The 20,811-nt window shown below is 66.4% G+C and carries 16 protein-coding genes, 1 rRNA gene and 1 pseudogene; 12 read left to right on the plus strand and 6 right to left on the minus strand.

Going from position 1 to position 20,811, the window contains the following annotated elements; all coding sequences use genetic code 11:
- The 3 genes and pseudogenes from BFF94_RS36450 to BFF94_RS36460 form a co-directional block, all read right to left on the minus strand.
- Positions 1-165 (minus strand): annotated as a pseudogene (locus tag BFF94_RS36450) (ISL3 family transposase); the annotation flags it as partial.
- 146 nt (positions 166-311) lie between these two features.
- Positions 312-1,622, minus strand: a complete 1,311-nt coding sequence (locus BFF94_RS36455; protein ID WP_128844406.1) for an MFS transporter — start codon at positions 1,620-1,622, stop codon at positions 312-314.
- A 338-nt stretch (positions 1,623-1,960) separates the two neighbouring features.
- On the minus strand, positions 1,961-3,097 hold the full coding sequence (locus BFF94_RS36460; RefSeq protein ID WP_128844403.1) for a branched-chain amino acid ABC transporter substrate-binding protein: 1,137 nt from the start codon (positions 3,095-3,097) through the stop codon (positions 1,961-1,963).
- 628 nt (positions 3,098-3,725) lie between these two features.
- Between BFF94_RS36460 and BFF94_RS36465 the strand changes: the two genes are divergently transcribed.
- Positions 3,726-4,520 carry an AraC family transcriptional regulator gene (locus tag BFF94_RS36465; protein WP_128844398.1) on the plus strand — a complete coding sequence of 265 codons (795 nt, stop codon included), beginning with the start codon at positions 3,726-3,728 and terminating at the stop codon, positions 4,518-4,520.
- Positions 4,521-4,590: 70 nt separating this feature from the next.
- Here BFF94_RS36465 and BFF94_RS36470 read toward each other — a convergent pair whose 3' ends face one another.
- Together BFF94_RS36470 and BFF94_RS36475 are read right to left on the minus strand one after the other, a co-directional pair.
- The gene (locus BFF94_RS36470) at positions 4,591-4,854 is read right to left on the minus strand and encodes a hypothetical protein (protein ID WP_089470656.1); all 264 of its coding nucleotides are present in this window, start codon (positions 4,852-4,854) and stop codon (positions 4,591-4,593) included.
- Between the two features lie 289 nt (positions 4,855-5,143).
- Positions 5,144-7,036: a bifunctional sugar phosphate isomerase/epimerase/4-hydroxyphenylpyruvate dioxygenase family protein gene (locus BFF94_RS36475; RefSeq protein ID WP_128844396.1), complete on the minus strand. Its 1,893-nt coding sequence runs from the start codon at positions 7,034-7,036 to the stop codon at positions 5,144-5,146.
- A 258-nt stretch (positions 7,037-7,294) separates the two neighbouring features.
- Between BFF94_RS36475 and aroQ the strand changes: the two genes are divergently transcribed.
- Genes aroQ through BFF94_RS36490 form a run of 3 tightly spaced genes read left to right on the plus strand, consistent with a single transcriptional unit; the run spans position 7,295 to position 9,996 of the window.
- Complete coding sequence (aroQ, locus tag BFF94_RS36480) at positions 7,295-7,750, plus strand: type II 3-dehydroquinate dehydratase (RefSeq protein WP_128844393.1); 456 nt, start codon at positions 7,295-7,297, stop codon at positions 7,748-7,750.
- Positions 7,747-8,616, plus strand: coding sequence for a shikimate dehydrogenase (locus tag BFF94_RS36485; RefSeq protein WP_219140437.1), 870 nt, complete (start codon positions 7,747-7,749; stop codon positions 8,614-8,616). The genes aroQ and BFF94_RS36485 overlap by 4 nt, the downstream gene beginning before the upstream one ends.
- Before the next feature lie 39 nt (positions 8,617-8,655).
- Positions 8,656-9,996, plus strand: coding sequence for an MFS transporter (locus tag BFF94_RS36490; RefSeq protein ID WP_128845013.1), 1,341 nt, complete (start codon positions 8,656-8,658; stop codon positions 9,994-9,996).
- 111 nt (positions 9,997-10,107) lie between these two features.
- Here the strand turns inward: BFF94_RS36490 and BFF94_RS36495 are convergent, their stop codons facing one another.
- Complete coding sequence (locus tag BFF94_RS36495; protein ID WP_128845011.1) at positions 10,108-11,217, minus strand: 2-aminoethylphosphonate--pyruvate transaminase; 1,110 nt, start codon at positions 11,215-11,217, stop codon at positions 10,108-10,110.
- Positions 11,218-11,479: 262 nt separating this feature from the next.
- Between BFF94_RS36495 and phnS the strand changes: the two genes are divergently transcribed.
- The 8 genes from phnS (at position 11,480) to BFF94_RS36535 (ending at position 20,810) form a co-directional block, all read left to right on the plus strand.
- Positions 11,480-12,571 carry a 2-aminoethylphosphonate ABC transporter substrate-binding protein gene (gene phnS, locus BFF94_RS36500; protein ID WP_128845009.1) on the plus strand — a complete coding sequence of 364 codons (1,092 nt, stop codon included), beginning with the start codon at positions 11,480-11,482 and terminating at the stop codon, positions 12,569-12,571.
- Positions 12,572-12,605: 34 nt separating this feature from the next.
- The gene (gene phnT, locus BFF94_RS36505) at positions 12,606-13,709 is read left to right on the plus strand and encodes a 2-aminoethylphosphonate ABC transport system ATP-binding subunit PhnT (RefSeq protein ID WP_219140438.1); all 1,104 of its coding nucleotides are present in this window, start codon (positions 12,606-12,608) and stop codon (positions 13,707-13,709) included.
- Positions 13,687-14,607, plus strand: coding sequence for a 2-aminoethylphosphonate ABC transporter permease subunit (gene phnU / locus BFF94_RS36510; protein WP_219140439.1), 921 nt, complete (start codon positions 13,687-13,689; stop codon positions 14,605-14,607). Before phnT ends, phnU begins: the two co-directional genes overlap by 23 nt.
- A complete protein-coding gene (gene phnV / locus BFF94_RS36515; protein ID WP_219140440.1) occupies positions 14,597-15,457 on the plus strand; it encodes a 2-aminoethylphosphonate ABC transport system, membrane component PhnV in 861 nt (286 codons plus the stop codon). Before phnU ends, phnV begins: the two co-directional genes overlap by 11 nt.
- Positions 15,454-16,761: a phosphonoacetate hydrolase gene (phnA, locus tag BFF94_RS36520; RefSeq protein WP_162285573.1), complete on the plus strand. Its 1,308-nt coding sequence runs from the start codon at positions 15,454-15,456 to the stop codon at positions 16,759-16,761. The genes phnV and phnA overlap by 4 nt, the downstream gene beginning before the upstream one ends.
- Positions 16,758-18,212: a phosphonoacetaldehyde dehydrogenase gene (gene phnY / locus BFF94_RS36525; protein ID WP_128847568.1), complete on the plus strand. Its 1,455-nt coding sequence runs from the start codon at positions 16,758-16,760 to the stop codon at positions 18,210-18,212. Before phnA ends, phnY begins: the two co-directional genes overlap by 4 nt.
- 4 nt (positions 18,213-18,216) lie before the next feature.
- Positions 18,217-18,768, plus strand: a complete 552-nt coding sequence (locus BFF94_RS36530; RefSeq protein ID WP_128847567.1) for a phosphonate degradation HD-domain oxygenase — start codon at positions 18,217-18,219, stop codon at positions 18,766-18,768.
- A gap of 509 nt (positions 18,769-19,277) precedes the next feature.
- Positions 19,278-20,810 (plus strand): 16S ribosomal RNA (locus BFF94_RS36535).
- The last annotated feature ends 1 nt before the right edge of the window (position 20,811 follow it).

Raw genomic sequence — 20,811 nt, forward strand, 5'->3', positions numbered from 1 at the left:
GTGGATCTGCTGGCAGCGCGCCCCGCATTGTTCGCAGTACATCACCTTGCTGACCGGCTTCAGATACAGCGACAGCGTGTGGCTTTCTCCTTCCGGCCATTCCACCCGCTCTAACCGATAGCCGGTCCAGCAACCCAGCGCTTGAAGTGCCTTGCGATCGAGCAATTCTTCCTCCTGACCTCCTAAAGTCAGGCGTCAGATTACGCAATCGCCCTCAAACCCTCCACGGTTTCCTGCGAAGAACCAAAAGAAAGGGCCGAATCCCGCGGGATTCGGCCCTTTGTTCATGGAACGGGCGCGCGCGCCGGCGTTCAGTGCGTGCCCTTCACGTCCTTTGCGTCCTTCGAGAACTGCACGGCGATCGCGCCGAGCACGCAGATCGCGGCGACGTACGCGACCGGCGCGAGCGGATTCGACTTCATCATCAGCGACACGATCACCGGCGTGAGGCCGCCGAAGATCGCATACGCGACGTTGTACGAGAACGAGATGCCCGAGAAGCGCACGACGGCCGGGAAGCTCTTGACCATCACGAACGGCACCGCGCCGATCGTGCCGACCATGAAGCCCGCGATCCCGTAGTAGAGCGGCAGCGTCGACGCGTCGGCCGCAACCTGCACGAACAGCAGGTAGTAGCACGCGGCCAGCCCGATGCCGCCGATGCCGAGCACGCGCTTCGCGCCGATCCAGCCCGCGAGCGAACCCGCGGTGATGCAGCCGGCCGTCAGGCACAGCGTCGCGACGCTGTTCGCGAACAGCGTCGTCGCGGGCGTCAGGTGGAACTGCTTCTGCAGCAGCGCGGGCGTCATCAGGATCACGACGACGATCGCGGCCGACAGCATCCACGTGAGCAGCATCGACACGATCACCGCGCGAACATGGTCGCGCAGCACGGCCTTCAGCGGAATCTCGGCCGCGAGCGCCTTCTTCGCCTTCATCTCGGCGAACACCGGCGTTTCATGCAGCCAGCGGCGCAGGTACACGGAGAACAGCCCGAACACGCCGCCCAGCAGGAACGGGATTCGCCATGCGAACGCGCCGACTTCGGCGCTCGAGTAACGGCTGTTGATGCCTGCGGCGACGAGCGAGCCGAGCAGGATGCCGGCCGTGAGCCCCGCGGTCAGCGTGCCGCATGCGTAGCCGATGTGGCGCGACGGCACATGCTCGGACACGAACACCCACGCGCCCGGCACTTCGCCGCCGACCGCCGCGCCCTGCAGCACGCGGAACAGCAGCAGCAACACCGGCGCGAGGATACCGATCGAGTCGTAGGTCGGCAGCAGGCCCATCAGCAGCGTCGGCACGGACATCATCAGCACGCTCAGCGTGAACATCCGCTTGCGGCCGAACAGGTCGCCGAAGTGCGCCATGATCACGCCGCCGAGCGGGCGCGCGAGATAGCCGGCCGCGAAGATGCCGAACGTCTGCAACTGGCGCAGCCAGTCGGGAATGTCGTGCGGGAAGAAGAGCAGTCCTATCGCCGGGGCGAAGAACACGAAGATGATGAAGTCGTAGAACTCGAGGGCGCCGCCGAGTGCGGCAAGGCCAAGGGTTTTATAGTCGCTGCGCGTGAGCGCGCGTTCGGCGGCGCGAGGCACGCCGCTCAATTCGGAAGCTTGCATGGTCAGGACGATCGGTTTTCGAATGTAGTTGTCGGTGCTGCGTCTCCAGAGCCCGCTATTGGCTGGACTAGGCGCGGCCTGCGTCGTCGAAAGCGTGCCGGGTGCCGGATGGGGCACGGAACACGCGCCGCCGCACCGGGATGGGGCACGGCGGAGACGAAGCGTCAAAGCGGGGTGGGAGGATTCTACAGGAGCGCGAAATGCACGCCCGGCACGCGCGGCACGCGCACGGGTGTGCGGGTGCTCGCCGAGGATGGCTTCGGGCCGTGCAGCCGAAGCGCGCGCGGCGCGGGCGGCCGGTGAGCCGCTGGCGCGCCGCGCGGGGCAGGGTCGTGCTATCAGTTGCCGGCGATCGTATCGACCGGCTTGAACGCGCCGTGCTCGACCTTGTAGATCGTCACCGGCGCATCCTTCAGGTCGCCCTTCGCGTCGTACGCGACGCTGGGCGCCGACACGCCCTTGATCGACACCTTGCCGAGATACGGCGTGTACACCTTCGGGTCGGTCGAGTTTGCGTCCTTCATCGCGGTGAGCAGCGCGATCGTGCCGTCATACGAGTACGGCGAGTAGGTGATCACGTCTTCGTTGAAGCGCGCCTTGTAGCGCGCCGCGTAGCCGGCGAAGCCCGGCATCTTTTCCTTCGGCAGCCCGCCCATGTAGACGATCGCGCCTTCGGCCGCATCGCCGCCGACCTTCAGGAAGGTCGGCGAGCGCGACATCTCGCCCGTCACGAACGCCGACTTCATCCCGAGTTGGCGCATCTTGCGGATCATCGGCGACGATTGCGCGTCGCCGCCGCCGTAGAAGATCGCGTCCGGATTGGCGCCCTTCAGGTTGGTCAGGATCGCGGAGAAGTCGAGCGCCTTGTCGTTCGTGAAGTCGCGCTTGACGATCGTGCCGCCCGCCGCCTCCACGGCCTTCGCGAATTCGTCGGCGATGCCCTGGCCGTAGGCCGTGCGGTCGTCGATGATCGCGATGCGCTTGAAGCGCAGCGTCTTCACCGCGTACGTGCCGACGATGCGGCCCGCTTGCGCGTCGCTCGTCAGCAGCCGGTAGGTCGTCTTGTAGCCGCGCGCCGTGTATTGCGGCGACGTCGCCATCGAGATCTGCGGCAACCCTGCGCGATCGTACAGGTCGGATGCCGGAATGCTCGTCCCCGAGTTGAAGTGGCCGATGACCCCGCGGACGTTGTCGTCGATCAGCCGCTGCGCGACGGTCGTGCCCGTGCGCGGGTCGGCCTGGTCGTCCTGCGAGTCGAGCTGGAACGTGACGGGCTTGCCGCCGATCGTCGGACGCGTCGCGTTGAAATCGGCGATCGCGAGCTGCACGCCCTTCTGCATGTCCGTGCCGTAGTTCGATTGCGGGCCCGTCAGCGGTGCGGCGAAACCGATCTTGACGACGTCGGCGGCGATGGCGTGCGCGCCCGACAGTGCGCAGGCAGCGGCCAGCGCGACGTGCGATACCTTCAGCTTCACTTTCACTTCCCCTTGATGGCGTGGTTGGGCCGCCGCCGGCTTGCGGGCCGGCGCCGGTAAACCGGTCGAGACGGTTCGGTCGGCAGGCCGATGCGACGGGCCGTGCAGGCGCGCCGCGTGCTGCCCGCGCTGTGCCGGAATCGGCGTGCGCGACGGCGGATGCGGTGGGCCGTGCGTGCCGATTGCTGCAGTGGCGGGATGTCGTCTCGTGACCGTGAAGCGAAGTCTAGATAGCGAAAATGCGCGCGTCTTGCGCGTTCGGTGCGCGGCCGGCGACGATATCGGCATATCGTCGATAACCCTGATATATGCCGAAATCGTCATGACGAATGCGCAAACGCGCCAAGACGCGGGTCGTCCGCATTTTTAGGATGGTGAATTCGGATGGGTGGTGCCGGTGTGTCGACGCGATACGCCGGCAGCGGCGGAAGCGGAACCGCGGCCGGCTACGCACGCGTTTCGCAGTGGTTGCGCGCACAACCTGTGTCGACGGCCGACGAGGGCCGGTCGGGATGCACGATGCGACCGGCCGCCACCGCCTGCTTGCCTGCCCCGCGCTCGGCGCGACGCGATCGAAGGGGCGCTTCTATAATCGACGCCATCTGCCACTCGCATAGCGGTTGCCGGGATGACGACCTTGCTTGCCGTACCGCCCATGAGCCTGCCCGAACCATTGCGCTACCAGCCCGACAACGCCGATCTCGGCGCGATGCTCGCGCACTTCCGCCTGCTCGAACCGGTGTTCGATGCGCTGCCGGACGTCGCGTTCTTCGTGAAGGATGAGACCGGCCGCTACGCGATCGTCAATCGCACGCTGGCGATGCGCTGCGGCTACAAGGACAAGCGCGGCCTGCTCGGCAAGACGGCCGACGAAGTGTTTCCGCGCCGCTTCGGCCGCAGCTATTTCGAGCAGGACATGGCGACGATCAACGCCGGCCAGCAACTGATGGACCAGCTCGAACTGCACCTGTATCCGGGCCGCCAGCCGGGCTGGTGCCTGACCTGCAAGGAGCCGCTGCGCGACGCCGCGGGCAGGGTGGTCGGCCTCGCGGGCATTTCGCGCGACCTGAAGGCGCACGAGGGATCGCACCCGGCGTACAGCCGGCTCGCCGACGTGGTCCAGCACATCCAGGATCACTACGTGCAGCCGCTGAACCTGAAGCACCTCGCGCAGATGGCCGGGATGTCGGTCGCGCAGCTCGAACGCTACTTCCACAAGGTGTTCCACCTGACGCCGCGCCAGGTGCTGCTGAAGACGCGGCTCGATGCGGCTACCGCGCTGCTCGTCACCCACGACAAGGTGACCGATGTCGCGGCGCTATGCGGCTATACGGATCACAGCGCATTCACGCGCCAGTTCAAGGCGACGGTCGGCGTGACGCCGACGGAATACCGGTTGACGCTGCAGGAGCGGGCAGGGTGACGCGGCGTGCCGGACGTGCCGGCGCGTCGCAGGGATGGGGGCAGTGCGGGAAGGCGGGGAAAACGGCGGCTCAGCGGTAGCCGAGCCCTTTCAGGATGGCCGTGCCGTCTTCGGTCAGCCGGAAGCTCGGTGCCGTATCGGGGTCGAGCTTGACCATCTCGACGAGGCCGGCTTCCTGCAGCGCAGGCAATTCGGGTTTGGCGTTCGCGCCGATCGGCGCGTGCAGCAGCACGAGCAGCGTCGCGATTTCATGATGACTGAGCAGGCGGCGCAGCATCGTCTTCTTTGCAGGGGGCGCGGCCGGGCGGCCCGCGGGTGCTTCTACGGCGCTCATCGCTTTCCTCCTTTTCAAGATAACCATCGGGTACTGGTTGCGGATGGTGCCGTCGAAGACTTAAGCGATTCTTAAAACCGTGGCGGGCGGCGGGATGCTGCGCTGCGGTACAGGTTACGGGATGTAACGTCATACGCAGCGCGGCTTCTGCCCCGATCGCGGCCGGCCGCGCGGGCTGGTCCGCGGCCCGCACGATTCACCATGATGGTGCGCGCAGGATGTGGCCCTTTGTGTCGGCCGCCGACCACGTCTAGGGTCCGGCCCCCGAATCCCGATTCGCGTCCTTCCCTTATTTCCTGCGCTGCGCCTGCGCGGCGAGCCGCACGGCCGCGTTCGCCGCGCCGTAGCCGTCGTATCCGCCGCGCCGCTCGACGATTTCGAGCGAGAAGCGGTTGTCGACCAGCTCTGTATACGCATGCAGGAATTCGCCGCCGTGTTCGTCGCGGTCGTACAGCAGGTGATGGGCGCTCAGCGTGTCGATCAGTTCGTCCGGCAGCGCGTAGCGTGCGGCGAGATCGTCGTAGTAGTTGGGCGGAATGCGCAGGAACGGCACGCCGTCGGCCGCGAACGCGGCGACCGTCTTCACGATGTCGTCCGTGCGGAATGCGACGTGGTTCAGCCCCGTGCCGTGGTAGCGGTCGAGCGATACGGCGACGGCCGTGTGACGGTCGACCGATGCGTTCAGCACGATCCGCACCGAGCCGTCGGCGCTGCGCACCGCGCGGCTGCGCATCAGCCCGTACGGGTCGGGCACGAGCCAGCTGCGCTCGGCCTCGAAGCCGAACGCCGTCTTGAAGAACAGGATCCATGTGTCGAGCGCGTCGGCCGGCAGCGCGAGGCACACATGGTCGATGCCCGTCAGCGGGCCGACTTCGCTCGGGCCGTCGATGTCGGTCAGCACGAAGTCCGATTCATACAGCGTCGGCGCATTCGGCGTTTCGTCGACGAAATACTCGAGGCTGCCGTCCGGCGCCTGCACGCTCGGCAGCACGCGCTCGTTCGGCCCGACGCGGCTGGAGAACGGCGCATAGCCGAAGCCGGCCGCGCGTTCGAATGCCACCTTCGCATCGTCGACGCGGAACGCCGACGCGCACAGCGACAGCCCGTGCTGCTGGAAGAACGCATCGGCGAACGAGTCGCGCTCGGCGTTCAGCACGATCGACGCGGCGCCGTGCTGGAACAGCGTCACGTCCTTCGAGCGATGGCGGCCGGCGAGCCGGAAGCGCATCCTGCCGAGCCATTCGCCGACGGTCGCCGCCGCCTGGGCGTCGACCGCGAATTCGATGAACTGGAACCCGACGTGCGCGGGCGGTGCCGGCGGCGCGAAGAGCGGCTGGCCGGCGGCCGGTGCGCGGCCGTCCTGCGCGAGCCGCTCGCGCGTCAGTTCTTCCAGGTAGAGCAGCGAGCGATGGCCGTCGGCGGCCGTGATCGCGGTCGGCGCCGCGCGAAAGCCGTCGTTGAAGATCTCGAGCGACAGCGGCCCCGTGTAGCCCGACTCGATCACCCGCGCGGTGAAACGCGCGAGGTCGAAGTCGCCCTGGCCCGGGAACGAGCGGTAGTGGCGGCTCCATTCGAGCACGTCCATCGCGAGCTTCGGCGCATCGGCGATCTGCACGAACGCGATCCGGTCGCCGGGAATGTCGGCGATCGCGTCCGGCGAATCGTCGAGCGACAGCGTGTGGAAGCTGTCGAGCGCGAGGCCGAGGTGCGGGCTGTTCACGGCGTTCACGAGTTTCCACGCGTGGCCGTACCGGTTCACGACGCGGCCCCACGCGAGCGCTTCGTACGCGGCGACCACGCCGGCCTGCCGGGCGGCTTCGGCGAGCGCACCGAGCTGGTCGACGAGCAGCCCGTCGTCCGTGATCGTGTCGGCCGACACGCTGCTGCACACGAGGATGCGGTCGGTGCCGAGCGCATGCATCACGTCGAACTTGCGCTTGATGCGATCGAGGTTGCGGGCGAGCTGGGCCGCGCTCACGCCCTCGAAGTCGCGAAACGGCTGGAACAGCACGATGTCGAGGCCGAGATCGGCGGCCATGCGCCGGACGTCGGCGGGCGATCCGTCGAAGTACACAAGGTCGTTTTCGAAGATTTCGACGCCGTCGAAGCCTGCGGCCTGGATGGCGGCGAGCTTCTCGGCGAGCGTGCCGGACAGTGACACGGTGGCGATCGAGCGCTGCATGGGGCGATTCCTGCGGATGAGCGGGGCATGGCGTCGGTCGAACCGGCCCTGAATGAACCAGTCGTTGAGTTCCGGACGGACGCCATATCCCGAATTTACTGGGCTAGTAATCCGTATTGTACAAACTAACTAGGTGGTACAAATTAGCGAAAACCCGAAAAGACAGCCTGCTTGCGCGGGCGCACACTAGCGCCAAATTCCGATGTTTTCGGGGCGGCGCCTGCCACGGTCTGCCCCTATTTTAGGAGCAGAATCACCATGAGCAAGCACAAGGTGCTGGTGCTGAACGGCCCGAACCTGAATCTGTTGGGCACGCGCCAGCCCCACATCTACGGCGCGGAAACGCTCGCCGACGTCGAGCAGCGCTGCCGCACCGCAGCAGAAGGGCTCGGGCTGGAGATCGAGTTCCGCCAGTCGAATGCCGAGCACGAGCTGATCGACTGGCTGCATGCCGCGCGTCACGACACGCACGGCATCGTGATCAACCCGGCCGCCTATACGCATACGTCGGTGGCGCTGGCCGACGCGCTTTCCGCGATCGCGAAGCCGGTGATTGAAGTACATATCTCGAACGTGCATCGTCGCGAGGCGTTCCGCCACCATTCCTATGTGTCGGCGGTCGCCGAAGCCGTGATCTGCGGCTGCGGCACCGAAGGCTACGTGTTCGCGCTGCAGCGGTTGGCGACGCTGTTTGCGCAGGAAGCCGCGCGATGAGCCGCCCGTCGTTTCTGATCGGCCTGATCGGCCAGGGCATCGGCGGCTCGCTGTCACCCGCGATGCACGAGGAAGAAGGATTCCGCCAGGGCTTCGGTTACGTGTACCGGCGTATCGATCTCGACGTGCTCGGCGTGACCGTCGACGCGCTGCCGCAATTGCTCGATGCCGCGCAGCGGATGGGCTACAACGGGCTCAACATCACGCACCCGTGCAAGCAGCGCGTGATCGAGCACCTCGACGCGCTGTCGGACGACGCCCGCGCGCTCGGCGCGGTGAACACCGTGCTGTTCAAGGACGGCAAGCGGATCGGCCACAACACCGACTGGTCGGGCTTCGCGAAATCGTTCCGCCGCGGGTTGCCCGACGCGTCGCTCGAGCGCGTCGTCCAGCTCGGTGCGGGCGGCGCGGGCGCGGCCGTGGCCCACGCGGCGCTGCAGATGGGCGCGGCCGAACTGACGATTTTCGATGTCGACGGCACGCGCGCCACCACGCTCGCGACCGAGTTGCAGCAGCGCTTCCCCGCGGCGCGGGTCGCGTCGGGCGGCGCTCCGTCCGGCGACCCTCTCGCGGCCGCGATGCGCGCCGCGACGGGCCTGATCCACGCGACGCCGACCGGCATGACCAAGCACCCGGGCCTGCCGCTGCCGGCCGAGCTGCTCCATGCGGGCATGTGGGTGGCCGACATCGTGTATTTCCCGCTCGAAACCGAACTGGTCCGTGCCGCGCGCGCGGCCGGCTGCGCCACGCTGCCCGGCGGCGGGATGGCCGTCTACCAGGCCGTCGACGCGTTCGAGATCTTCACCGGACGCACGCCCGACGCCGAGCGGATGCTCGATCACTTTCAGTCGCTCGTCGCGCGCTGACCCCCTTACAGATACATAAAGAGAGACCAGGAGACAATCATGCAGCACACCACTCACACGAATGCCGCGCCGGCCCAGGCGGCCGGCACGGTCCGGCGCACGTCGGCGCGCTACAAGATTCTCGCGCTGCTCGCGATCGGCACGATGATCAACTATCTCGATCGCACCGTGCTGGGGGTGGCTGCGCCGCAGCTCACCAAGGAGCTCGGCATCAACGCGGCCGTGATGGGCATCATGTTCTCCGCGTTTTCGTGGACGTACGTCGCGATGCAGGTGCCCGGCGGCCTGTTCCTCGACCGCTTCGGCAGCAAGGTCACCTATTACTGGTCGATGACGCTGTGGTCGCTGTGCACGTTCCTGCAGGGCTTCGTGCCGGGCATCGCGACGCTGCTCGCATGCCGGCTCGGCCTCGGCGTGACGGAGGCGCCGTGCTTCCCGACCAACAGCCGCGTCGTCGCGACATGGTTCCCGCAGAACGAACGCGCGATGGCGACCGGTACCTATACCGTCGGCGAGTACATCGGCCTCGCGTTCTTCAGCCCCGTGCTGTTCGCGCTGATGGGCGCGTTCGGCTGGCGCTCGCTGTTCTGGGTCGTCGGCGCGGTCGGTATCGCATTCGGCCTGGTCTGGTGGAAGTTCTATCACGAGCCGCGTGATCATCCGGGCGCGAACTCGGAGGAACTCGCCTACATCGAGGCGGGCGGCGGCCTCGTGCACGCTGCGCGCAAGGGCGACAACGGCGGCAAGGGCGCGCAGAAGAAGTTCAGTTGGGCGATGGCCGGCCAGCTGCTGAAGAAGCGCCAGCTCGCGGGCATCTGCCTCGGCCAGTTCGCCGGCAACTCGACGCTCGTGTTCTTCCTGACCTGGTTCCCGACCTACCTCGCGACCGAGCGCCACATGGGCTGGCTGAAGATCGGCTTCTTCGCGGTGATGCCGTTCATCGCCGCGTCGGTCGGCGTGATGTTCGGCGGGATCTTCTCCGACTGGCTGCTGCGCCGCGGCAAGTCCGCGAACCTCGCACGCAAGCTGCCGATCATCGCGGGCCTGCTGCTCGCGTCGACGATCATTCTCGCGAACTACGTGCAGAGCAACGAGGCCGTGATCGCGATCATGTCGGTTGCGTTCTTCGCGCAGGGGATGGCCGCGCTCGGCTGGACGCTCGTGTCGGACATCGCGCCGGACGGCCTGCTCGGCGTGACGGGCGGCATCTTCAACTTCGCGGCGAACCTCGCGGGCATCGTTACGCCGCTCGTCGTCGGCTTCATCGTCGCGTCGACCGGGTCGTTCGTCGGCGCGCTCGTGTTCATCGGCGTGATCGCGCTGCTCGGTGCGCTGTCGTACATCTTCGTCGTCGGCGACATCAAGCGGATCGAGCTGTAAGCACCCGCTCCACACACATCCGGTGCGTACGCCCGGCGGCCGGTTGGCCGCCGGGCTTTTTTATTTGCGCGCCGGCTGGCTTGCCGGCGCGTGTCCTGGCTAGCGTGCACCTCAGGCGCGCCGCACGGCGATGCCGAGCGATTCGACCGCCTGCGCGATCGCCGCGACCGCGCGCCGGATGTCGCCGGCATCGATCGCGCCGATGCAGCCGACGCGGAACGTTTCGAGCTGCGTGAGCTTGCCCGGATACAGGATGAAGCCCGCGTCGCGCACCGCGTCGTAGAAGCGGCGGAAATCGTAGGCCGGATGGTCGGGCGCGTGGAACGTGACGATCACCGGCGCCTGCACGCTCGTGTCGAGGAACGGCGCGAAGCCGAGCGCGCGCATCGATTCGACCAGCGTCCGGCAGTTGTCCGCATAGCGCGCGCCGCGGGCCGGCTGGCCGCCTTCGGCCAGGTACTGGTCGAGCGCGGCGCGTAGCGCGGCGATCACGTGCGTCGGCGGTGTGAAGCGCCACTGGCCCGTCTTGCGCAGGTACGCGTACTGATCGTGGAGATCGAGCGCGAGCGACGGCGAGTTGCCTTCGCTCGCGTCGAGCGCATCGCGCCGCACGATCGTGAACCCCATCCCCGGCACGCCTTCGAGGCACTTGCCGCTCGCCGAGATCAGCGCATCGATGCCGCTGCCCGCCAGCGCGATCGGCAGCGCGCCGAACGAACTCATCGCGTCGACGATCAGCCGCTTGCCGTGGCGCCGGCACGCGGCCGCGATCGCGTCCAGAGGGTTCAGGATGCCGGCGCTCGTTTCCAGGTGCACGAGCGCGACGTGCGTGATGCGCGGTTCGCGCACGAACGCAGCCTCGACCGCTGCCGCGTCGACGGCTGCGTCCTCGCCGAACGGCAACGCGATCGCGTCGATGCCGAGCCGGCCGAGGATCTTCAGGATGCGCGCGCAATACGCGCCGTTGTCGGGCACGAGCACGACACCGTCGCGCGGTACCAGCGTGCCGAGCGCGGCCTCGACCGAGAACGTGCCGCTGCCCTGCATCGGCACGCACACGTACTCGTCGCCGCCATGCGCGATCGCGACGAGATCGGCACAGACGCTGGCCGTCAGTTGATTGAAAGCGGTGTCCCACGAGCCCCAGTCATGTTGCATTGCGTGGCGGGTTGTGGCGGACGTGGTGAGCGGGCCGGGCGTGAGCAGAATCGGGTCGGGCATGGTTTTTCTCCGGCAAGGGTCGAACGAAACGCCGGGCGGCATTTCTGAATGGACTTGCATGATATTGGCAAAATGTGTCATTTTTTGGAAATCGTGGCATTCGTCACGGGTTTGTCATCGAACGCTGTGATCCTTCGCTTGCCGCGCGAAACCCAACCGCAGCGCGGCGGCGAGGCGGGCCGTCGAGCGGCCTTGCCCGGAGATAACAGGAGAGCCGGATCGTGCCCCCGGCCGTTTGGTGTTCCGCCTACGGAGAAGTGAGATGACACTGCAGAAACCCTCGCGCGCCGCTGCCGGCGTGTTCCGCAAGCTCGCGCTGGCCGCTTGCGCCGCCGGTCTGCTGCAAGGTGCCGCGATGCCGGCGCATGCGGCAAACGCGGTCGTGCTGTATACGGCGGACGGCCTCGAGAACCTGTATCGCGATGTGCTGCCGGCCTTCGAGAAGAAGGAAGGCGTCAAGGTCAACATCGTGACGGCGGGCAGCGGCGAGGTCGTCAACCGCGCGAACATCGAGAAGAATTCCCCGAAGGCCGACGTGATCGTCACGCTGCCGCCGTTCATTCAGCAAGCTGGCCAGATGGGCCTGCTGCAGCCGTACCAGAGCGTGAACTACAAGAACGTGCCGGCCATCGCGAAGGCCGAGGACGGCACGTGGGCGACGTTCGTGAACAACTACTTCTCGTTCGCGATCAACCCGGACGTCGTGAAGAACCAGCCGAAGACGTTCGCCGACCTGCTGTCGCCGAACTACGCCGGCAAGGTCGCGTACTCGAACCCGGCGACCGCCGGCGACGGGATGGCCGTGCTGATCCTGACGACCTCGCTGATGGGCGAGGACAAGGCGTTCGACTACCTCGCGAAGCTGTCGCAGAGCGTGAAGTTCCACACGAAGGGCACGGGCTACCTGAACGTGCTGCTGTCGCGTAACGAGATCAGCGTCGCGAACGGCGACCTGCAGATGGACCTCGACGACGCCGAGCACGGCGCGCTGTCCGTCAAGCCGATCTTCCTGGCAGCGAAGGAAGGCGACCAGCCGACCACGTTCCAGCTCCCGTACGGCATCGGCCTGATCAAGAGCGGCCCGAACCAGGACGTCGGCAAGAAGCTGATCGACTACCTGATGTCGACGGAAGTGCAGTCGAAGGTGCCGGACATGTACGGCATCCCGGGCCGCACGGACGTGCCGCTGGCCGGCAAGAACGGCGAAGCGGTCAAGAAGGCGATCGCGGGCGTGAAGCTGATCCCGGTCGACTGGGCCCAGGTGATGGCGAAGAAGCCGGTGTGGCTCGAGCGCTGGAAGAAGGACGTGATCGGCAGCTCGGGCAAGCAGCTCGACGTCGTCAAGCCGAAGTGATCGGCGCACGCCGCCTGTATTAGTGAGCAAGAGGATGAACCCGGTGGAAACCACCCTGACCCATCCCGGCGCATTCGGCGCCGCCGAACCGCAAGCGATGCTGCGGTCCGGCGCGCCGGGCGGCGTGCAGATCGAGCATCTGAGCGTGCGCTACGGCGCACGCACGGTGCTGGAAGATCTGTCGCTGTCGATCGGCGCCGGTGAATTTCTGACCGTGCTCGGCAAGAGCGGCTGCGGCAAGACCACGCTGCTGCGCTTCATCGCCGGGTTCGTGAAGGCCGACGGCCTGACCGGCACGCTGACCGTTGCCGGACGTGACCTGACCTATGCGCCGCCGCACAAGCGCAATCTCGGTCTGCTGTTCCAGAATTACGCGCTGTTCCCGCACCTGTCGGTGTTCGAGAACGTCGCATTCGGGCTGCGCGCGCGCGGCATGGCGTCGTCGGAAGTGACGCGCCGCGTCGCCGACGCGCTGAAGCTCGTGCAGCTCGGCGATGCAGGCCATCACCTGCCCGCGCAACTGTCGGGCGGGATGCAGCAGCGCGTCGCGCTGGCCCGCGCGCTCGTGATCGAGCCGGACGTGCTGCTGCTCGACGAGCCGCTGTCGGCGCTCGACGCCAACCTGCGCGCGTCGGTGCGCAGCGAACTGAAGGCGCTGCACGAGCGCCTGCCGAACCTGACCGTCGTCTGCGTGACGCACGACCGCGACGACGCGCTCGTGCTGTCCGACCGCGCGCTGCTGATGCGCGACGGCCATATCGCGCAGCTCGGCACGCCGCAGCAGTTGTACGATGCGCCGCGGGACGGCTACGTCGCACGCTATCTCGGCCCGGCGAACCTGTTGCCGCCGCACGTGATCTTCCCGCTCGGCGATCCGCGCCACGAAGTGCGCGACAAGGTCGCGTGCGTGCGCCCCGAGCGCCTGACCGTGATGCCGCTCGCGGCGGGCGGGCTGCACGGCACGGTGTCGTCCGTCGAATGGCAAGGCGCGGACCTGTCGATCGCGGTCGTGATCGACGCGGCGCCCGACGAGCCCGTGCGCGTGACGATGCAACGCGGCCGCGGCGCGGCCCCCGAGCGCGGTGCGCGCGTGTCCCTGCATTGCGAGGCAGACGATGTCGTCCTTATCGAGCCCTGAAGCCGGCCTGCCGCCGCACGTGCTCGCATCGGCCGCCGCGCACGCCGCCGCGGCACGGCGCCGCAGGCGCATGGGCGACCTGCATCTGGCCGCGCTCGCGATCGTCGTGCTGGGCCCGCTCGTCATCTATCCGCTGGTGCGGCTCGTGCTGCTGAGCGTGTCGGGCGATCACGGTCTGAGTTTTGCCGCGTACCGCACGTTCTTCGGCAACCCCGACACGCGCGGCGTGCTGCTGACGACGCTCGGCGTGCTGTTCGCGAGCGCCGGCACCGCATCGGTGCTCGGCGTGCTGCTGGCCGCGCTGCTGTTCTTCAAGCCGTTTCCGGGTGCGTCGCTCGTCACGCGCTTCCTGGAGCTGTACGTCGCGTTTCCGTCGTTCCTCGTCGCGTTCACGCTGATCTTCCTGTACGGCTCGCAAGGGTCGATCAGCATTGCGCTGCAGCACCTGTTCCATCTCGAGAATCCGCCGCTCGATTTCCTGTTCGGCATCGGCGGCGTGATTCTCGCGCAGACCGTGTTCTATACGCCGTTCGTCGTGCGGCCCACGCTCGCGTCGTTCGCGACGCTCGACCTGCGGCTGATCGAAGCCGCACGCAGCCTCGGCGCGCCCGGCTGGATGCTCGCGCGCCGCGTCGTGCTGCCGATCGCGTGGCCGGGCATCGCCGCCGGCACCGTGCTGTGCTTCCTGCTGACGCTGAACGAGTTCGGGATTCTGCTCGTGCTCGGCAGCGCGCGGCTCGTGACGCTGCCGGTCGCGATCTACAGCAGCGCGACCGTTGACCTCGACCTGCCGACCGCATCGGCCGGCGCGGTCGTCATGCTGGCGCTGTCGCTGGCGCTGTATGCGGTTTATCGCCGGGTGAACCGGCGTGCGACGGGAGGGAACGATGTCCGCTGAATTCCGTATCGGGCAGGCCGTGCCGCGCCACCGGATCGGCTGGAGCGACACGCTGCTCAAGCATGCGTCGCGCGCCGCGCTCGCGCTGGCCGCGTTCGCGTGCTTCTGGTTGTTCGTGTTGCCTGTCGTCGTCGTCGCGCTGTCGAGCGTGTCGACGCAGTGGTCGGGCACGATCTTGCCGGCCGGCTACAGCCTGCGCTGGTTCGAACGGCTCGGGTCGCCGGAATACGACGCGCTGCTGACGAGCCTCGAGATCGGCTTCGGCGTGTCGGCGATCGGCACGATCCTCGGGCTGTGGCTCGCGCTTGCGCTCGAAGGGCGCGACCGGCGCGGCCTCGGCGCGGTCGTCGACGCGCTCGTGATGGTGCCGAACGGCGTGCCGAGCGTCGTGCTCGGGCTCGCGGTGCTGATCGCGTATCACCAGAAGCCGCTCGACCTGTCGAGTTCGGCGGCGATCGTCGTGCTCGTGCAGCTCGCGCTGATTCTGCCGTTCTGCTATCGCTGCGCGGCCGCCGCGCTGCGTCCGGAGCTGACCGTGCTGCGCGAAGCGGCGGCGAGCCTCGGCGCGCCGCCCGCGATGGTGCTGCGCCGCGTGCTGCTGCCGCAGCTCGTGCCGGCGCTGCGTGCGAGCCTCGCGCTCGGCTTCGCGCTGTCGCTCGGCGAGCTCGGCGCGACGCTGACGGTTTATCCGCCAGGCTTCGCGACCGTGCCGATCGTCGTGATCGGCCAGGTGGAGCGCGGCTACTACCTCCCGGCATCGGCACTGTCGCTGCTGATGCTCGGCGCGTCGCTCGCGGCGCTGCTGCTGATCGCCGCGCGCGTGCCGCGCGGCAAGCGGGCGGCATCATGAACGCCGCGTTCGCATTGCGCCATCCCGGTAACGCGTCGGCGGCCGGTGCATCGACGGGTCTCGCGGGGCGCTCGGTCGATGTCAACGGCCGGCGCTACCGGCTGCCGGTCGAGCCGACCGTCGTCGTCTGCGTCGACGGCTGCGAGTACGACTATCTCGAACGGGCGGTGGAAGCGGGCGTCGCGCCGTTCATCGGCCGGATGATCGCGGAGGGCACCGCGTGGCGCGCCGATTGCGTCGTGCCGACCTTCACCAACCCGAACAACCTGTCGATCGTCTGCGGCGTGCCGCCGTCGGTCCACGGGATCTGCGGCAACTATTTCTGGGACGCGGCCGCCGACGGCGGGCGCGGCGCCGAAGTCATGATGAACGATCCGGCTTACCTGCGGGCCGACACGCTGCTCGCGGCGGCGTCCGACGCCGGTGCACGGGTGGCCGTCGTGACGGCGAAGGACAAGCTGCGCCGGCTCCTCGGCTGGCGGTTGAACGGCATCTGCTTTTCCGCCGAGAAGGCCGCGCAGGCGAATCTCGCGGAAAACGGGATCGTCGACGTGCTCGACTGGGTCGGCCTGCCGTCGCCGGACGTCTACAGCGCGGCGTTGTCCGAGTTCGTGTTCGCGGCCGGCGTGAGGCTCGCACAGACGCGCCAGGTCGACCTGATGTACCTGTCGACCACCGATTACGTGCAGCACAAGTGCGAGCCGGGCAGTGCCGGCGCGAACGCGTTCTACGCGATGATGGACGGTTACCTCGCGCAGCTCGACGCGCTCGGCTGGGCGATCGGGCTCACGGCCGACCACGGGATGAACGCGAAGCACGATCCCGCGACGGGCCGGCCGAACGTGATCTATCTGCAGGATGCGTTCGACGGCTGGTACGGCGCGCAGGCCGCCCGAGTGATCCTGCCGATCACCGATCCGTACGTCGTGCACCACGGCGCGCTCGGCTCGTTTGCGACCATCTATCTGGCGCCGGGCGTCGACCGGACCGAGGCGATGTGGCGCGTCGGCGGCCTCGACGGCGTCGAGCTCGTGCTCGACAACGCGGAAGCTGCCGCACGTTTCGAACTGCCGGCCGACCGGATCGGCGATCTCGTCGTGATCGGCCGCCGCGACATGACGCTCGGCACGCGCGAGCGCGAACACGATCTGTCGGGCCTCACGGTGCCGCTGCGTTCGCATGGCGGCGTATCGGAGCAGGAAGTACCGTTGCTGTTCAATCGCCGTATCGAGCGGGACGATCCCGCACGTCGCCCGCGCAACTTCGACGTGTTCGATTTCGTGCTGAACCGGATCGCGACATGATGGCTCATCCCCGGCAAGACCATCCGGCGTTTCGCGCGGAGGCGCTGCGCTGGTGCGGCACGCGCGCGACGCGCGAGCGCAGCTTCGACGTCACGGACCCTTACACGGGCACGCGCGTCGGTACGGCGCCGCTTGCGAGCGTCGACGACGTGCGCGCGGCATTCGATTACGCGATGGCGTACCGGCCGAAGCTCACGCGCTACGAACGTTCACAGATCCTCGAACGCGCGGCCGCGCTGCTGCGCGAGCGCACCGAGGAGGCGTCCGATCTGATCACGCTCGAATCGGGGCTGTCGAAACAGGATTCCCGCTACGAGATCGGCCGCGTTGCCGACGTGCTGAAGTTCGCGGCGGTCGAGGCGCTGCGCGACGACGCGCAAAGTTTCTCGTGCGACCTGACGCCCCACGGCAAGGCGCGACGCGTGTTCTCGCAGCGGCAGCCGCTCGACGGTGTGATCGTCGCGATCACGCCGTTCAATCATCCGATGAACCAGGTGGCGCACAAGATCGCGCCGGCGATCGCGACCAACAACCGCGTGATCGTGAAGCCGTCGGAGAAGGTGCCGCTGTCGGCGTTCTATCTGGCCGACCTGCTGGTCGAAGCCGGGCTGCCGGAGCCGATGCTGCAGGTGCTGACCGGCGATCCGCGCGAGATCGCGGACGAGCTCGTCACGCATCCGCATGCGTCGCTGATCACGTTTACGGGCGGCGTCGCGATCGGCAAGGCGATTGCCGCGCGGGCCGGCTACCGCCGCATCGTGCTGGAGCTGGGCGGCAACGATCCGCTGATCGTCCTCGAAGACGCCGATCTCGAACGCGCGGCGTCGCTCGCGGTGCTCGGCTCGTACCGGAATTCGGGCCAGCGCTGCACGGCGGTCAAGCGGATGCTGGTGCAGCGCTCGATCGCGCCCGCGTTCACCGAGTTGCTCGTCGAGAAGACCCGCGCATGGAAGTACGGCGATCCGTTCGATCCCGCGAACGAAATGGGCACGGTGATCGACGAGGAAGCGGCGCGGCTGTTCGAGGCGCGGGTCGGAGAGGCGGTCGCACAGGGCGCGCGCCTGTTGACCGGCAATGTGCGGCGTGGCGCGCTCTATGCGCCGACCGTGCTCGACAACGTCGATCCGTCGATGACGATCGTGCGCGAGGAGACCTTCGGCCCCGTGTCGCCCGTGATCGCGTTCGACACGATCGACGACGCGATCCGGATCAGCAACGGGACGGCGTTCGGGCTGTCGTCGGGGGTCTGTACGGACAGCACGGCGGCGGTCGTGCGGTTCGTGAACGAGCTGAACGTCGGCACCGTGAATGTGTGGGAAGTACCCGGATACCGGATCGAGCTGTCGCCGTTCGGCGGGGTCAAGGATTCGGGGCTCGGTTACAAGGAAGGCGTGCAGGAGGCGATGAAGAGCTTCACGAACCTGAAGACATTTTCATTGCCCTGGGAGTGAACGAATGGCATTGACGGTGGAAGAGATCCACGGGCTGTATCGCGAGCATGGCCATGTGGCCTATAGCGGCGAGCCCGTGACCCAGCTCGAGCATGCGTTGCAGAGCGGATTGCTGGCGGAGGAGGCGGGGGCTGGCGAAGCGCTGGTGGCGGCGGCGTTCCTGCACGATCTCGGGCATCTGCTGAATCGCCAGGGCGAGACGCCGAGCGCGCGCGGGATCGACGATCTGCATCAGTATTACGTGCTGCCGTTCCTGCGGCCGCTGTTTTCCGACGCGGTGCTGGAGCCGATCCGGCTGCACGTCGATGCGAAGCGCTGCCTGTGCCGCACGGACGCCGGCTACTTCGAGAGCCTGTCGCCGGACTCGGTGCGCAGCCTCGCGCTGCAGGGGGGCATCTTCAGTGAAGACGAGACGGCGGCGTTCCTGCAGCGCCCGTTCGCGGAGGACGCGCTGCGTCTGCGCCGCTGGGACGATACGGCGAAGGAAGCAGGAAAGGTGACGCCGGATCTTGACCACTATATGGAGATCGTCGCGAAACAGGTGCGCGTGGTCTGACGATTCGGGCGCTTCTATATAAGGCCCCACACGCGGCAGCGTGCGGGGCCTTATATTTTTTTGAGAAACCCCTTGCGCGGATCGAGGACGCTGCCTACAATCACGCCTCTTTCGCGCTAACGGAAACGCGGCGCGGAAGGGGAAGCAGAGCTGGCGGTGTGCTGCAGTCTGGAGCGCGCTACTGGCAAAGGAAGATGGGCCCCGCAGTCGCAACGATGTCGTGTAAAAAGTTGTTGACGAGCTGAGAAACACGGTTCATAATCTCGCTTCTCTGCTGCTGAAAACGCAGCGCTGCTGGGAAACGCGAAGTTTCTCGCAGAAATGCTCTTTAAAAATTAACAGCCGATAAGTGTGGGCGCTTGATGGAAGCGAGCTGATCCTCGGATCAGATAGCGAAAGTATCAAGAGTCTCACACTAAAGTAAGTCAGGTTTATGAAGCAATTCATATTCCTGTCAGCTTTGAGTGAGCGACCGGTTCTTAACCGAACCGAAAAACAGTAACAGGTTTAAACTGAAGAGTTTGATCCTGGCTCAGATTGAACGCTGGCGGCATGCCTTACACATGCAAGTCGAACGGCAGCACGGGTGCTTGCACCTGGTGGCGAGTGGCGAACGGGTGAGTAATACATCGGAACATGTCCTGTAGTGGGGGATAGCCCGGCGAAAGCCGGATTAATACCGCATACGATCTTTGGATGAAAGCGGGGGACCTTCGGGCCTCGCGCTATAGGGTTGGCCGATGGCTGATTAGCTAGTTGGTGGGGTAAAGGCCTACCAAGGCGACGATCAGTAGCTGGTCTGAGAGGACGACCAGCCACACTGGGACTGAGACACGGCCCAGACTCCTACGGGAGGCAGCAGTGGGGAATTTTGGACAATGGGCGAAAGCCTGATCCAGCAATGCCGCGTGTGTGAAGAAGGCCTTCGGGTTGTAAAGCACTTTTGTCCGGAAAGAAAACCTCTGCCCTAATACGGCGGGGGGATGACGGTACCGGAAGAATAAGCACCGGCTAACTACGTGCCAGCAGCCGCGGTAATACGTAGGGTGCAAGCGTTAATCGGAATTACTGGGCGTAAAGCGTGCGCAGGCGGTTTGTTAAGACCGATGTGAAATCCCCGGGCTCAACCTGGGAACTGCATTGGTGACTGGCAAGCTAGAGTATGGCAGAGGGGGGTAGAATTCCACGTGTAGCAGTGAAATGCGTAGAGATGTGGAGGAATACCGATGGCGAAGGCAGCCCCCTGGGCCAATACTGACGCTCATGCACGAAAGCGTGGGGAGCAAACAGGATTAGATACCCTGGTAGTCCACGCCCTAAACGATGTCAACTAGTTGTTGGGGATTCATTTCCTTAGTAACGTAGCTAACGCGTGAAGTTGACCGCCTGGGGAGTACGGTCGCAAGATTAAAACTCAAAGGAATTGACGGGGACCCGCACAAGCGGTGGATGATGTGGATTAATTCGATGCAACGCGAAAAACCTTACCTACCCTTGACATGGTCGGAATCCCGCTGAGAGGTGGGAGTGCTCGAAAGAGAACCGGCGCACAGGTGCTGCATGGCTGTCGTCAGCTCGTGTCGTGAGATGTTGGGTTAAGTCCCGCAACGAGCGCAACCCTTGTCCTTAGTTGCTACGCAAGAGCACTCTAAGGAGACTGCCGGTGACAAACCGGAGGAAGGTGGGGATGACGTCAAGTCCTCATGGCCCTTATGGGTAGGGCTTCACACGTCATACAATGGTCGGAACAGAGGGTCGCCAACCCGCGAGGGGGAGCTAATCCCAGAAAACCGATCGTAGTCCGGATCGCACTCTGCAACTCGAGTGCGTGAAGCTGGAATCGCTAGTAATCGCGGATCAGCATGCCGCGGTGAATACGTTCCCGGGTCTTGTACACACCGCCCGTCACACCATGGGAGTGGGTTTTACCAGAAGTGGCTAGTCTAACCGCAAGGAGGACGGTCACCACGGTAGGATTCATGACTGGGGTGAAGTCGTAACAAGGTAGCCGTATCGGAAGGTGCGGCTGGATCACCTCCTTTC

The organism is Burkholderia catarinensis (genome assembly GCF_001883705.2).
In the GTDB taxonomy this organism is placed as follows: domain Bacteria; phylum Pseudomonadota; class Gammaproteobacteria; order Burkholderiales; family Burkholderiaceae; genus Burkholderia; species Burkholderia catarinensis.